This is a genomic window from Corallococcus llansteffanensis (assembly GCF_003612055.1).
Taxonomy (GTDB): Bacteria; Myxococcota; Myxococcia; order Myxococcales; family Myxococcaceae; genus Corallococcus; species Corallococcus llansteffanensis.
This window is the reverse complement of the sequence record NZ_RAWB01000263.1, coordinates 1-13,471: the sequence shown is the minus strand read 5'-3', so window position 1 is coordinate 13,471 and position 13,471 is coordinate 1. Positions and strand designations below refer to the sequence as shown.

At 70.4% G+C, this 13,471-nt stretch carries 12 protein-coding genes and 1 pseudogene; 12 read left to right on the top strand and 1 reads right to left on the bottom strand.

Annotated features, from left to right (window positions below; all coding sequences use genetic code 11):
* Positions 1 to 258: 258 nt before the first annotated feature.
* From grpE to D7V93_RS23450, 4 genes are all read left to right on the top strand, one after another.
* Positions 259 to 1,131 (top strand): nucleotide exchange factor GrpE, encoded by an 873-nt coding sequence (gene grpE / locus D7V93_RS23465; protein ID WP_120645538.1) that lies wholly within the window; start codon positions 259 to 261, stop codon positions 1,129 to 1,131.
* A 2-nt stretch (positions 1,132 to 1,133) separates the two neighbouring features.
* On the top strand, positions 1,134 to 2,963 hold the full coding sequence (gene dnaK, locus D7V93_RS23460; RefSeq protein WP_120645537.1) for a molecular chaperone DnaK: 1,830 nt from the start codon (positions 1,134 to 1,136) through the stop codon (positions 2,961 to 2,963).
* Between the two features lie 96 nt (positions 2,964 to 3,059).
* Positions 3,060 to 3,365, top strand: a complete 306-nt coding sequence (locus D7V93_RS23455) for a hypothetical protein (protein ID WP_120645536.1) — start codon at positions 3,060 to 3,062, stop codon at positions 3,363 to 3,365.
* A 52-nt stretch (positions 3,366 to 3,417) separates the two neighbouring features.
* On the top strand, positions 3,418 to 4,908 hold the full coding sequence (locus D7V93_RS23450) for a serine/threonine-protein kinase (protein WP_244237462.1): 1,491 nt from the start codon (positions 3,418 to 3,420) through the stop codon (positions 4,906 to 4,908).
* A 42-nt stretch (positions 4,909 to 4,950) separates the two neighbouring features.
* On the opposite strand, the gene D7V93_RS23445 is transcribed toward D7V93_RS23450, so the two are convergent.
* Positions 4,951 to 5,754, bottom strand: coding sequence for a YsnF/AvaK domain-containing protein (locus tag D7V93_RS23445; protein WP_120645535.1), 804 nt, complete (start codon positions 5,752 to 5,754; stop codon positions 4,951 to 4,953).
* A 278-nt stretch (positions 5,755 to 6,032) separates the two neighbouring features.
* On the opposite strand from D7V93_RS23445, the gene D7V93_RS23440 reads away from it, so the two are divergent.
* The 8 genes and pseudogenes from D7V93_RS23440 to D7V93_RS23405 all read left to right on the top strand — a co-directional run.
* Complete coding sequence (locus D7V93_RS23440) at positions 6,033 to 6,458, top strand: YsnF/AvaK domain-containing protein (protein ID WP_120645534.1); 426 nt, start codon at positions 6,033 to 6,035, stop codon at positions 6,456 to 6,458.
* Between the two features lie 117 nt (positions 6,459 to 6,575).
* Positions 6,576 to 7,784, top strand: a complete 1,209-nt coding sequence (locus tag D7V93_RS23435) for an ABC transporter substrate-binding protein (RefSeq protein ID WP_120645533.1) — start codon at positions 6,576 to 6,578, stop codon at positions 7,782 to 7,784.
* A gap of 20 nt (positions 7,785 to 7,804) precedes the next feature.
* Positions 7,805 to 8,725 (top strand): branched-chain amino acid ABC transporter permease, encoded by a 921-nt coding sequence (locus D7V93_RS23430; RefSeq protein WP_120645532.1) that lies wholly within the window; start codon positions 7,805 to 7,807, stop codon positions 8,723 to 8,725.
* Entirely contained in the window at positions 8,725 to 9,792 is a 1,068-nt protein-coding gene (locus tag D7V93_RS23425; protein WP_120645531.1) for a branched-chain amino acid ABC transporter permease, read from the top strand. The genes D7V93_RS23430 and D7V93_RS23425 overlap by 1 nt, the downstream gene beginning before the upstream one ends.
* The gene (locus D7V93_RS23420) at positions 9,789 to 10,676 is read left to right on the top strand and encodes an ABC transporter ATP-binding protein (RefSeq protein WP_120645530.1); all 888 of its coding nucleotides are present in this window, start codon (positions 9,789 to 9,791) and stop codon (positions 10,674 to 10,676) included. Before D7V93_RS23425 ends, D7V93_RS23420 begins: the two co-directional genes overlap by 4 nt.
* Positions 10,673 to 11,425: an ABC transporter ATP-binding protein gene (locus D7V93_RS23415; RefSeq protein WP_120645529.1), complete on the top strand. Its 753-nt coding sequence runs from the start codon at positions 10,673 to 10,675 to the stop codon at positions 11,423 to 11,425. The genes D7V93_RS23420 and D7V93_RS23415 overlap by 4 nt, the downstream gene beginning before the upstream one ends.
* Positions 11,426 to 11,604: 179 nt before the next feature.
* Complete coding sequence (locus D7V93_RS23410; protein ID WP_244237461.1) at positions 11,605 to 12,366, top strand: hypothetical protein; 762 nt, start codon at positions 11,605 to 11,607, stop codon at positions 12,364 to 12,366.
* Between the two features lie 100 nt (positions 12,367 to 12,466).
* Positions 12,467 to 13,471, top strand: a pseudogene (locus D7V93_RS23405) (WD40/YVTN/BNR-like repeat-containing protein); the annotation flags it as partial.

The window sequence follows — 13,471 nt, the reverse complement described above, 5'->3', positions numbered from 1 at the left end:
TCCCAGGCCCAGCCCAAGGCCAAGAGCGCCGACAAGGCCCCGGGCGCCAAGTCCATCGGGCGCAAGAAGGCCGCCGCGGCCCCCGCCCCCGCCGCGAAGGGCGCCAAGGCCACGAAGAAGGCGGCTTCCAAGAAAACACTGGGCCGCAAGAAAACCGCGCCAGGAGCGTGAAGTTCCGCTGCGTATGGATTGCGCAGGGGCGCCGGGGCGTTCTTCGCCCTCCGGGTCCTGTTGGATCGCTCCCCGGCGCGTGAGATAGTGCGCGCCGTGTCGGGGACCAAAGACAAGGACAGCATCCAGACGGACATCGGGCAGGACGTGATCGACGAGGCGGTTCGCAGCGTCGAGCGTCGGATGGACGAAGAAGCGGACACCGCGGGCTCGGAGACGGAGGTGGAGGTGGAAGTCGCCGCCTCCGCTCCTGACGCGGACGCGGACGCTTCCACCCCCGAGCTCCCAGCTCCCACCGAGGACGCGGCCGCGCTCCGCCAGGAGGTGGAGTCGCTGGGCGCGCAGCTCGAGTTCAGCCAGGCCAAGGCCCGCGAGACGCTGGAGCGCTTGAAGGAAGCGCACGAGCGCGCCAAGGACTTCCAGGAGCGCGCGCTGCGCGCCGCCGCGGACCTGGAGAACTACCGCAAGCGCGCCCAGAAGGAGAAGGAGGACGTCCAGAAGTTCGGCGCGGAGAAGCTCCTCAAGGACCTGCTCCCCGTCGTGGACAACCTGGACCGCGCGCTCGACGCCGCCAGCAAGTCCACCGACTTCGACAGCTTCCAGAAGGGCGTGGGCATGACGCGCAAGTCCTTCGAGGACGCGCTCGGCCGCCACGGCGTGAAGGCCTTCAGCGCCAAGGGGCAGCCCTTCGACCCGCGCCTGCACGAGGCCCTCCAGCAGGTGGAGACCACCGACGTTCCGTCCGGCCACGTCGTCTACGAGGTCGCGCGCGGCTTCCACCTCAATGACCGGCTCGTGCGTCCCGCGATGGTCGTCGTCGCCCGGGCACCGGAGGCCGCCGCGCCGCCCGCGCAGGCCCCGGACGCGCCCGCGCCCGTCAGCACCGCTTCACAGCCTGGCAGCAGCGAGGCGCCGGGGGCGCCCGCGGATTCCGACAGTTCCTCCGGGGGGAGTCAGTAGTCATGGCGAAGGTGATTGGTATCGACCTGGGCACCACCAACTCCTGCGTCGCCGTCATGGAAGGCGGCGAGCCGGTGGTCATCCCCAACAGTGAGGGCAGCCGCACCACCCCCTCCATGGTGGGCTTCACGGACTCCGGCGAGCGCCTGGTGGGGCAGATCGCCAAGCGACAGGCCATCACCAACCCGGAGAACACCGTCTTCGCGGCCAAGCGCCTCATCGGCCGCAAGTACGACTCGCCCGAGGCCCGCAAGGCCATTGGCGTGAGCTCCTTCAAGGTGGCGCCCAGCCCCAACGGCGACGCGTGGGTGGAGATCCGCGGCAAGGGCTACAGCCCGCCGGAAGTCAGCGCCATCGTGCTGATGAAGATGAAGCAGACGGCGGAGGACTACCTCGGCGAGCCCGTCACCGAGGCGGTCATCACCGTCCCCGCCTACTTCAACGACAGCCAGCGCCAGGCCACCAAGGACGCGGGCCGCATCGCGGGCCTGAGCGTGCTGCGCATCATCAACGAGCCCACCGCCGCGGCGCTCGCGTACGGCCTGGACAAGGTGAAGGACAGCGCCACGGAGCGCATCGCCGTCTACGACCTGGGCGGCGGCACGTTCGATATCTCCATCCTGGAGCTCAACGCCGGCGTCTTCGAGGTGAAGAGCACCAACGGCGACACGTTCCTCGGCGGCGAGGACTTCGACCAGCGCCTCATCGACTACCTGGCCAAGCGCTTCGCCGAAGGCAACAACGGCATGGACCTGCGCAAGGACCGGATGGCGCTCCAGCGCCTGAAGGAAGCCGCCGAGCGCGCCAAGCACGAGCTGTCCAGCGCCCCGGAGACGGAGGTGAACCTCCCGTTCATCACCGCGGACGCGTCCGGCCCCAAGCACCTCACGGAGACCATCGACCGGTCCACCTTCGAGGCGCTCGTCGCGGACCTCATCGACCGCTCCATCGAGCCGTGCCGCATCGCCCTCAAGGACGCGGGCGTCACCGCGCAGGCCATCAACCAGGTGCTCCTGGTGGGCGGCATGACGCGCATGCCGCGCGTGCAGCAGAAGGTGAAGGAGTTCTTCGGCAAGGAGCCCCACAAGGGCATCAACCCGGATGAGGTCGTCGCCGTGGGCGCCGCCATCCAGGGCGGCGTGCTCAAGGGCGAGGTGAAGGACGTCCTCCTGCTGGACGTCACGCCCCTGTCGCTGGGCGTGGAGACCGCGGGCGGCGTGTTCACGAAGATCATCGACAAGAACACCACCATCCCCTGCAAGAAGGGCCAGGTGTTCTCCACCGCGGTGGACAACCAGCCCCTCGTGTCCGTGCACGTCCTCCAGGGCGAGCGCGAGATGGCGGCGGACAACAAGACGCTCGCGCGCTTCGAGCTGGTGGGCATCCCGCCCGCGCCCCGTGGCGTGCCGCAGATCGAGGTGTCCTTCGACATCGACGCCAACGGCATCGTGCACGTGAGCGCGCGCGACCTGGGCACCGGCAAGCAGCAGCAGGTGCGCGTGGTGGGCAACTCCGGCCTGTCGGAAGCGGAGATCCAGACGATGATCTCCGACGCGCAGTCGCACTCCGTCGACGACAAGAAGAAGAAGGAGCTGGCGGAGCTGCGCAACAACGCGGACGGGCTCATCTACACGACGGAGAAGAGCCTGGAGGAGTACGCCAACCTCCTGTCGGAGAAGGACCGCGAGGAGATCAAGGCGGACCTGGAGCGCCTGCGCTCCATCCTCAACACCTCCGACGCGGGCGCCCTGCGCGAAGCCTTCCAGCGCCTGGAGGGCAGCGCCTACCGCATCGCGGACGCCATCTACACCGACCAGGCCAAGTCCGGCTGACGTCCCCCGGGACAAAAAAGCGCCGGGGGTTGCAATCGCCCGGCGCCGCCGTTCGTAGGCACGGGGGTCCGCCTCTCTTTCCCAGGAGCCTCCCCCATGGAACTGACAGAAGCCGTGATGATCATCATGGTCACCGGCATGACCATCGGCGTGCCTCTGCTCGGCCTCACGCTGCGCTTCGCCCTCAAGCCCGTGGTGGAGACGTGGCTGCGCGTGCGCGAGGTCCAGGCCCGGGGGCAGGTGTCCGCCGGGGAGCTGGAGGGGCTGCGCGCGCGGGTGGCGCACCTGGAGTACATGCTGGAGCGGCACGGCATGCTGGAGCACCCCGTCGCCCGCGTCTCCAGCCCGGAGCTGCCGGAGCGCCTGTCCACGCCGGTGCGCCTGGACCGCGAGCGCGTCTGACCCCACCTCCCGGGCGCTTCACGGCGCCGGCTTTTCGGGTATTGATGGGAGCGTGGAGTTCTCATCCCCCGAAGAAGAGCTCGCCTTCCTGCGCGGCCTGACGGCCGTGAACCGGATGGCCGACGACATCCTCGAGGACTGCCTGGAGCGGGGCCTGGACCTCGACACCGGGCTGGATGTGTTCCTCACGCAGTGCGCGCGGATGGTGCACGCGAGAGCGGGCTTCGTGTCGCTGCGGGGCACGCGCGGACCGGTGCTGACGCGGGTGCTGGGGGAGCTGGGCGCGGACGTCTTCGAGGCGGCGCACTGGAGCGGCCCGAAGGTGCTCCGCGATGGCCGCACGCTCTTCTGCCAGCAGCTCACCCTGGGGCGCATCAACCTGGGCGGGCTGGGGCTGGTGGTGGAGGGCGACTTCGCGGACGGCGGCGCCCGGGTGATGGGGCTCGTCGCGGCGATTGGCGAACAGCTCGACTCGGCGGTGCTGGCGTTCCTGGCGCTCACGGATGGCCGGGGGCCGCTGGAGCGGCTGGACGAGCTGGACGTGGAGGGCACCCCGGTGCAGCGCGGGCGCATCGGCCGCTACGAGGTCGTGAAGCCCCTGGGCACGGGCGGCATGGCGCAGGTGCTCATCGCGCGCACGCGCGGGCCGGAGGGGCTGGGCCGGCTGGTGGCGCTCAAGCGCATCCTGCCGCACCTGACGGCGCAGCCGGAGATGGTGCAGCAGTTCCTGGACGAGGCGCGCATCGGCCTGCGGCTCTCACACCCGAACCTCGTGCACGTCTACGACTTCGGTGAGGCGCAGGGCGCGTACTACATCGCCATGGAGCTGGTGAACGGCATCGACCTGGACCGGCTGCTGCGCGCGCTCAAGGGACCGCTGGAGCCGGCGGTGGCGTCCGCCGTGGTGTCGCAGGCCCTGCAGGGGCTGCATGCCGCGCACTCGCTCAAGGGCGAGGACGGCGCGTCGCTGGAGCTGGTGCACCGCGACCTGTCGCCGCACAACCTGATGGTGGGCTTCGACGGGCAGGTGAAGGTGCTGGACTTCGGCGTGGCCAAGGTGCGCGCGCAGCGCACGGTGACGCTGCCGGGCATCGTGAAGGGCAAGCCGCTCTACATGTCGCCGGAGCAGGCGCTGGGCCAGCGGCTGGACGCGCGCAGCGACCTGTTCGCCATGGGCCTCATCCTCTACCAGGCCCTCACCGGCCGCCGCGCCTTCGAGCGCGACGACGAGCTGGCCACGATGAAGGCCATCTGCCAGGACAAGCTCGTCAGGCCCCCGGAGGTGCCGGCGCCCCTCTGGAACGTGCTGTCCGTGGCGCTGTCCAAGGCACCCGAGTCACGCTTCGACACCGCCCACCACATGGCGGACCGGTTGGTGGCCGCCTGTCCGCCCGCGCGCGACACGGCGCTGGCGGCGCTGACGGGTCGGCTCTTCCCGGACCGGCTGCGCGACTTCCAGCGGGCGGAGACCGGGGACCACCGGCGGGAGGCGGCGACCCGCGCCACCCCGAGCTCGGGTCCCGGGGTGGGGGACCGGCGCTGAAGCCGCGCGCGCCGGCCCGAAGCGTGAGCGCTCGATGACGCTTCAGCGACGCTTCAGCGGATCATCCGAGGGCGCGCCGTAGCTGGTGCGCTGCTCGTCCACGTTCCCCTCGGTGCGCACGTCCACCTCTTCGTGGCGCAGCGGCTCGGAGATGCGCTGCTCCTCCTCGATGGCGTCCTTGTGGATGACGACCTCCTCGTCCACGACGGCGCGCTTGGTCACCTCCGCCTGCTCGGCGCGCAGCGGGACGGAGATGGTCTCCTCCTGGAAGGAGGCGTTCATGGCCGGCCTGCCGGGCGCCACGTCGCGGCGCTCCACGCGCACGCGCTCGCGGCGCAGCGGCACGTCCACGACCTCCTCCTCCACCACGACCTCCTTCTTCACGCGGACCTCACCGGCCTGCTGGTCGCGCTTGATGACGTCCATCTCCTCGCGGTGTACGGGGATGGCGATGTCCTCCGACGCGCGACCCCGCAGGGTGGTGTCGGTGCCCATCGCGGCGCGCTCGTTGATGCGGGTGTCCGTGGCGCCAATGCCGCCCGTCGTGCGCTCGGCCGGCATGCCCACCGCGCCCGGACCCACGCCGGCACCTCCGCCCAGGCCCGCCGTCGTCCCCATCCGGGTGTCGTCCGACAGGGAGCTCAGGGCCTCCTTGCCGTGGTTGAGGAAGATCTCCCCGTCGCGGATGTCGCTCACCTCGGCGTAGCGCACGAGGTAGTCCTTCGGGAAGAACAGCCCCTTCTCGATGTGGAACTCGCCCTCACTCACGGCGAACACCTTGCCGAGCTTCTCCCCATCGCTGCTGCGGACCGTCATCCCTTCCCTGATGTCGTTGCGCTGGAACATGGCTGGCTCCTTGTGGACTGCAATTGGGTGCGGTGTGACGTGGCGGTGGCCGCCTTCGCCATCCCCAGGAAGGTGGGGACAGGTGGGGCAGGGGAAACCCCCAGCGAGGATGATCCGGGGGCCCGGTGCGTCGCCTGCCGGGGGGCGGCTTTGGCGGGCTCTGCCTCACCTCTTCCTCCCAGGAGGCGTGCACACCCACCGCCCCCGTCCCGTGCCCTGTCCACGACGGTCCAGGGGACCCACTGTTCCGGGAACACTCCTGCCAGGAGCCAAAGCACATGCAACGCAAGGACGGGGTCATCGAGCTGGCGCACGAGGAGGCCGAGCCCCAGACCCGGGTGCTCGAGACGGGCCGGGTGCGGCTGCGCAAGGTGGTGCGCACGGAGCTGCGTCACTTCAGCATCCCGGTGCGGCGCGAGGAGCTGGTGGTGGAGCAGGTGGACGGGGAGGACCTGGAGCCCGCGTCCCCCGCGTCTCTTGACGGGGAGACGGTGCCCTTCCAGGAGGGCCGCTTCGTCATCCCCCTCTGCGAGGAGCAGGTCCTCTTCACCAAGACACCCCACGTCTGGCAGGAGGTGGAGGTGACCCGGACCTTCATCGAGGAGCACGCCCAGCTGCGCCCGCGCCTGCGGCGGGAGCGGGTCCAGGTGGAGGGGCCGGACGTCGCCGCGCCGGAGGGTTCCCCGGACGGACTGACCTCCTGAAGCTCCTTCTGGAGGACGTGACCGGGCCCGGGGAGACGCTGTGCGCTTGACCCATGGGGAGGGCTCCCCTAGAAAACCGGGGCTTTGCCGTCATCTCCCCCCGGAGGGAACCCCCGCATGCGACGACTTGCCCCGATGCTCCTCGCCGCGCTCGCCGTCCTGGCGGTCGCTTGCGAGAAGAAGACGCAGCCCACGGGAGAGGGCACCCGCCAGCCGGCGGCGCAGGTCCCGGCCACGGCGCAGGGTGGCCCCGTCCCCGCAGGTGACGACGTCATCGTCCTGGGCGAGGTCGGCGCGCTGACGGGCGGACAGGCGACCTTCGGCATCTCCAGCCGCAACGGCATCGCGCTGGCGCTCAAGGAGGCGAACGCCGCGGGCGGCGTGAGGGGCAAGAAGCTGGTGGTCCGCGTCTACGACGACCAGAGCAAGCCCGAGGAGGCGGCGCAGGCCGTCACCCGGCTCATCACCCAGGACAAGGTGGTGCTCATCCTGGGCGAGGTGGCGTCGTCCAGCTCGCTCGCCATGGCGGAGAAGGCGCAGGCGGCCGGCGTGCCCATGATCACCCCCTCGTCCACCAATCCCACGGTGACGGAGAAGGGCGACAACATCTTCCGCGTCTGCTTCATCGACCCGTTCCAGGGCTTCGTGATGGCGAAGTTCGCGCGGGAGAACCTCAAGCTCAACAAGGTCGCGGTGCTCCAGGACAACAAGAGCGCCTACTCCATTGGCCTCACGGAGGTGTTCCGCCAGAAGTTCGCGGAGCTGGGCGGGAAGATCACCGGCACGGAGAGCTACAGCCAGGGCGACACGGACTACCGCGCGCAGCTGACCGCCATCAAGAAGACGCAGCCGGAGGGCATCTACGTGCCGGGCTACTACAGCGAGGTGGGTGTCATCGCCCGCCAGGCGCGCGAACTGGGCCTGAAGGTGCCGCTGATGGGCGGCGACGGCTGGGACTCCGAGAAGCTCTTCGAGCTGGGCGGCAGCGCCATCGACGGCAGCTACTTCTCCAACCACTACTCGCCGGACAACCCGGATCCGCGCGTGCAGAAGTTCATCGCGGACTACAAGGCGGACAACAACGGCGCGGTGCCGGACGCGCTCGCGGCGCTGGCCTACGACGCCGCGCGCGTCGCCATCGACGCGCTGAAGCGCGCCCCGGACACCAGCGGCCCCGCGCTGCGGGCGGCCATCGCGCAGACGAAGGACTTCCCGGGCGTGGCGGGTGTCATCACGCTGGACGCGAAGCGCAACGCGGTGAAGTCCGCCGTGGTGCTGAAGGTCGCGGACGGCAAGACCTCCTACGTCACCACCATCGCCCCGTAGTCAAAGGGCCCCCACCCGGCATGTCGCAGCTTCTCCAGCACCTCATCAACGGCCTGGCCTCCGGCACAATCTACGCCCTCGTCGCACTGGGCTACACGATGGTGTACGGCGTCCTCAAGCTCATCAACTTCGCCCACGGCGACGTCATGATGGTCGGCGTCTACATGGGCTACGCCACCGCCTTCGCCCTGGGGCGCGAGGCCCAGCGCTCCCTGTGGGGCGTGGTCGTCATCTTCGCGGTGGCCATGGGGGGCTGCGCGCTGCTCGGCTTCCTGATTGAACGCTTCGCCTACCGGCCGCTGCGCGAGAAGCCGCGCCTCACCGCGCTGATCACCGCCATCGGCATCTCGTTCGCGCTGTCGTACGGCTTCCAGCTGGACATCGGCTTCCTGCCGGGCGCGTCCCCCCGGGCCTTCCCGGAGGTCATCGTCCCCACCGAGTGGTTCATCGTGGGCGACCGCGACGTGGTGGTGTGGAACTGGCAGATCATCAGCTTCCTCATCGCGGTGAGCCTGATGGGCGCGCTCCAGTTCCTCGTGTACCGGACGCGCTTCGGCAAGGCGATGCGCGCGGTGTCCTGGGACCACCGCACCGCGGCGCTGATGGGCATCCCCACCGACCGCATCATCGCGCTGACGTTCATGCTCTCCAGCGCGCTGGCGGCGGGCGCGGGCCTGCTCTACGCCATCAAGGACACGTCGGTGAGCCCGCTGATGGGCCTGTACGTGGGCCTCAAGGCGTTCGTGGCGGCGGTCATCGGCGGCATCGGCAACGTGCCGGGCGCGGTGGTGGGCGCGCTGCTGCTGGGGTTGGTGGAGGAGTTCGTGGTGGGCTACGCGGCCAGCACCTGGCGTGACGCGGTGGCCTTCGGCTTCCTCATCCTGGTGCTGCTGGTGAAGCCGGGCGGCCTCTTCGGCCGGGTCGCGGCGGAGAAGGTCTGATGGCGACCCCTGGCGCGACGACCCTGTCCGACGACACGGGCCCCATCCCCCCGGCCCTGCGCGGCATCCTGCCCGTGCTCATCGCGCTGCCGGTGCTGGCGCTGGCCGAGTGGACCCTGGGCGCCTCCCCCTTCGCCACCTATCTGCTGTCCGTGGTGGGGGTGAACATCATCCTCGCGGTGAGCCTCAACATCGTGAACGGCATGACGGGCCAGTTCTCCATCGGCCACGCGGGCTTCATGGCGGTGGGCGCGTACATCGCCGGCGTCACGTCGCTGTCGCTCAAGGAGATTGGCATCCCTGGCGTGCCGGTGGTGGTCAGCGACCAGCTGCTCTTCGTGGAGGCGCTGCTCGCGGGGGGCGTCGCCGCGGCGCTGTGCGGCTTCCTCGTGGGGCTGCCGTCGCTGCGGCTGCGCGGGGACTACCTGGCCATCGTCACCCTGGGCTTTGGCGAGATCATCCGCGTCTTCGTGCAGAACACGGAGGCGTTCGGCCGCGCGCTGGGGCTGTCGGGCATCCCGCAGTACTCCAGCGTGGCCATGGTGTACTTCTGGGTCTTCCTGGTGGTGTTGGTGGCCCGGCGCATCGCGGGCTCCAGCCACGGCCGCAGCCTGTGGGCCATCCGCGAGGACGAGGTCGCCGCGGAGGCCATGGGCGTGGACACCACGGGCTACAAGGTCCGTGCGTTCGTCATCTCGTCGTTCTTCGCGGGCATCGCGGGCGGCCTGTTCGCCCACTTCGTGCCCATCATCAACCCGGGCTCGTTCACCTTCGTGAAGTCCATGGAGATCGTCGTCATGGTGGTGCTGGGCGGCCTGGGCTCCACCACGGGCGCCATCGTCGCGGCCATCTTCCTCACGCTCCTGCCGGAGGGCCTGCGCTCGCTGTTCGGCGCGATGGGCGCGGAGGGCAGCCTCGCGCAGAAGGTCGACCAGATCCGCATGCCCGTGTACGGCGTCCTGCTGGTGGTGCTGATGCTGGCCCGGCCGCAGGGCCTGTTCGGCACGAAGGAGCTCTGGGACGTGCTGCCCCGCTGGCTTCCCCGCAAGAAGAAGGGGCTGACATGAGCGCCGCGGTTCCGGTCCACCCCCAGGCCCCCGCGTCGGACGCGCTGCTCCAGGCCTCCGGGGTGAGCATCCGCTTCGGGGGGCTCAAGGCCCTCACGGACTTCAACCTCACCGTGCGGCAGGGGGACCTGCTGGGCCTCATCGGGCCCAACGGCGCGGGCAAGTCCACCGCGTTCAACGTGCTCACCGGCGTGTACCAGCCCACCGAGGGCGAGGTGCGCGTGGCCGGCAAGAAGGTGAACGGGTGGCTGCCGCATGAGATCAACCACCTGGGCCTCGCGCGCACGTTCCAGAACATCCGCCTGTTCCGCGCGCTCACCGCGCTGGACAACGTGAAGGTGGCCTGCCGCGCGCAGGGCGCCCTGCACCCGCCGAAGCGGAGCCGGATGGCGAAGGCGGGCACGGCGCTGCGCAACTACCGCGACTGGTGGCGCGCGCTGATGCTCACCCCTGGCTTCCAGGCCGAGGAGCGGGAGCTCACGCGCCAGGCGGAGCACCTGCTGGAGGTGATGGGCCTGTCGCACCGCCGCGACGAGGAGGCGAAGAACCTGCCCTATGGCGAGCAGCGCCGGCTGGAGATCGCCCGCGCGCTGGGCACGAAGCCCCGGGTGCTGCTGCTGGACGAGCCCGCGGCGGGCATGAACACGCGGGAGAAGGCGGACCTGATGGTGCTCATCCGCCGGCTGCGCGACGAGTTCTCCCTGGGCGTGCTCGTCATCGAACACGACATGAAGCTGGTGATGGGCATCTGCGAGACCATCACCGTGCTGGACCACGGCGAGACCATCGCGCGGGGCGCTCCGGCCGAAGTGCGCAGCGACCGCAAGGTCATCGAGGCGTACCTGGGCGACAGCTACCTGGAATCCCACGGAGGCGCGGCGTGAGCGAGCCGGTGAAGGTCCTGGGCGAGCGCCGCGCGTTCGCGCCGCTGCTCACGGTGGACGGGCTCCAGGTGCGCTACGGCGCCATCCAGGCGCTCCGGGGTGTGTCCCTGCAGGTGGGCAAGGGCGAGATGGTGGCCCTCATCGGCGCCAACGGCGCGGGCAAGACGAGCACCCTGCGCGCGGTGAGCGGCATGCTCAAGGCGGCCGCGGGCCGCATCACCCTGGAGGGCAAGGACACCACGGCCCTCAAGGCGCACCAGCTGGTGCCGCGCGGCATGGCGCACGCGCCGGAGGGGCGGGGCATCTTCCCCAACCTCACCGTGGTGGAGAACCTGGAGCTGGGGGCGTATCTGCGCACGGACACCGCCCAGGTGCTGCAGGACATGGAGAAGGGCTTCACGCTCTTCCCCGTGCTCAAGGAGCGCAGGCGGCAGCTGGCGGGCACGCTGTCCGGTGGCGAGCAGCAGATGCTGGCCATCGCCCGGGCGCTGTTGAGCAAGCCGCAGCTCCTGCTCCTGGATGAGCCGTCCCTGGGGCTCGCGCCGCAGGTGACGGAGACCATCTTCCGCACGCTGCGCGAGGTGAACGCCACGGGCGTCAGCGTGCTGCTGGTGGAGCAGAACGCGCACCTGGCCCTCAACGCCGCGCACTACGGCTACGTGCTGGAGACGGGCGAGGTGGTGATGGCCGGGCCCGGCAAGGCGCTGCTGGAGAGCCCGGAAGTGCGGCGCGCGTACCTGGGCGAGTAGTTCCCGGGCCGACCTTCCGGCCCCGGCGCGCTGTCCGCCCCCGGACGCTTCCGGGGGTGGGGGCGGCGCGAGTTCCTCGCGAGACGGTGAAACTCGGGTAGTCAGCGGCGGAGCACTTCGTCTAGCGTCTGACAGGACATTCCGTGTCCCACTCATCTTTCACATCAGGAAGCGTGCCCATGCGTCCGTTGTCCCGCCTCCTCCTTGCATCGCTCACGACCCTCGCGCTCATCGCCGGCGCGTGCGCCACCCAGCAGAAGACCGACGGCTCCGGAACCTCCGGGGGGGATGGTCGCCAGGCGGTCTCCACCATCGAAGACGTACCCAACGAGGGCGGCCCCGCCGCCGCGCCCGCGGGCCCGGAGTTCAAGCCCTACGACGCGCCGGAAGGCTTCGTCATCGGCATGCCCGCGGAGCCGCAGATTGCCCGCAAGCAGATCCCGCTGGGCGCCGGCACGGTGGCCACCGCCTCGTACTCGGCGCGCGCCAATGAGGTCCTCTACTCTGTCAGCATCGCGGACTACCCGGAGAAGCTCGTGGCGAGCCGTCCTCCCGAGGCCCTGCTGAACGAGGGCCGCGACGGTCTGGCGAAGGAGGTCCAGGGCACGCTCAAGGACGAGCAGGACATCACCCTGGATGGCTACCCGGGCAAGTCCTACACGGTCAGCTCGCCGGTGGCCGGTGAGATCAAGGCGCGCAACTTCCTCGTGGGGCCGCGCCTCTACACGCTGCTGGTGCTCTTCAACCCGAACTCGGGCGCCCCGGTGGCGGACGCGTTCCTCACGTCGCTGAAGCTCGTCAACCCGCCTCCCGCGCTGACGTCGACCGTGCCGGACGCGGGCACGCTGGACGCGGGCACGCTCGAGACGGGCGTGGACGCGGGCACGGCCACGCCGGACGCGGGCACCACCACCACGCCCCGTCGCCGCAAGACGAAGTAGTCGCTGAGTGTTGGCGCGGGCGCTCCCGTGAAGACGGGAGCGTTGCTCCCCCGCCGTCCATCCCTACCTTCGGCAGTGGGGACGACGGGGGAGAATCACGATGATGGCCTGGGTGGGGGCCCTGCTGACCACGGTGGTGGCGGCGGGAGGTGTGCCCGTGGTGCCAGCGGGGGGCGGCAACGCCCTGACGCTTCCGGCGCACCGGCATGCGGTACGGATGGAAGTGGGAAACGGGCGCGCGCCCACGTGGCTGCTGGCCATCCAGCAGCAGGGCGCGGACGGAGAGGGGTTGAACCTGTTCCGGTTCGGGGACGGGTTCCAGGGCTTCCAGAAGCTCGCCTCCGTCCAGCCGGATGCCTCGCACCATGACCGGGCGGAGCTGGTCGCCGTGGGGCGGGACGTGGCGCTCGTGTATGCGTACGAGGCCCCGTCGCTGGCGGCCTCGTCGCGGCACGATGTCTGGTTCCAGTGGTGGCGCTACCAGGAGTCGCAGGACACCTGGGCGCCGGAGCCGCCGGTGCGGGTGTTCAACGCGGACAGTGCGACGGCGTACTCCCGGGCGCTGCTGGCGAGGGATTCGCGCGGGCGGCTGCGGGTGCGTGACGCGGCCGACCCGCTGGACACCTGGGGGCCGGTGCGGGACGCGTTCTCCGACGGCATCTACCATGGCGCGGCGTTGAGCGCGGTGGAGGACGGGAAGGGCGGCATCCACCTGGTCTACAAGGACGAGACGGAGCGCCTGTACTACCGCCGCTTCGACGGGACGTCCTTCGGGCCGCGCACGCTGGTGGAGGGCACGCCGGACTGGGCGTTGCAGCCCGCAGTCACCCGGGTGGGGGACGCGCTGTATGTCTTCTACAATCACATGCGGAGCGCCGCGGACTACGAGGTCCAGGTGCGGGTGCTGCGCGACGGGGCGTTCAGCGCCCCGGTGGCGCTCGATTCGCGCACGAGCTTCAAGGGCTACCTGAGCGCGCTGGACGTGCTGCCGGAGAGTGCCACGGAGGTGCCGTGCTTCTACGGGGACGCGGCGGACGCGAACGCCAGCGGCAGGGTGATGCGCGTGGCGGTGCCGCGTGAGCCGGGTGGTGGTGGCGGTGGAGGG

What these genes read in the sequence shown, in the direction of transcription:
- dnaK (WP_120645537.1), top strand. Translation starts at nt 1,134, where the DNA reads ATGGCGAAGGTGATTGGTATCGACCTGGGCACCACCAACTCCTGCGTC.
- D7V93_RS23455 (WP_120645536.1), top strand. Translation starts at nt 3,060, where the DNA reads ATGGAACTGACAGAAGCCGTGATGATCATCATGGTCACCGGCATGACC.
- D7V93_RS23445 (WP_120645535.1), bottom strand. Translation starts at nt 5,754, where the DNA reads ATGTTCCAGCGCAACGACATCAGGGAAGGGATGACGGTCCGCAGCAGC.
- D7V93_RS23440 (WP_120645534.1), top strand. Translation starts at nt 6,033, where the DNA reads ATGCAACGCAAGGACGGGGTCATCGAGCTGGCGCACGAGGAGGCCGAG.
- D7V93_RS23435 (WP_120645533.1), top strand. Translation starts at nt 6,576, where the DNA reads ATGCGACGACTTGCCCCGATGCTCCTCGCCGCGCTCGCCGTCCTGGCG.
- D7V93_RS23430 (WP_120645532.1), top strand. Translation starts at nt 7,805, where the DNA reads ATGTCGCAGCTTCTCCAGCACCTCATCAACGGCCTGGCCTCCGGCACA.
- D7V93_RS23425 (WP_120645531.1), top strand. Translation starts at nt 8,725, where the DNA reads ATGGCGACCCCTGGCGCGACGACCCTGTCCGACGACACGGGCCCCATC.
- D7V93_RS23420 (WP_120645530.1), top strand. Translation starts at nt 9,789, where the DNA reads ATGAGCGCCGCGGTTCCGGTCCACCCCCAGGCCCCCGCGTCGGACGCG.
- D7V93_RS23410 (WP_244237461.1), top strand. Translation starts at nt 11,605, where the DNA reads ATGCGTCCGTTGTCCCGCCTCCTCCTTGCATCGCTCACGACCCTCGCG.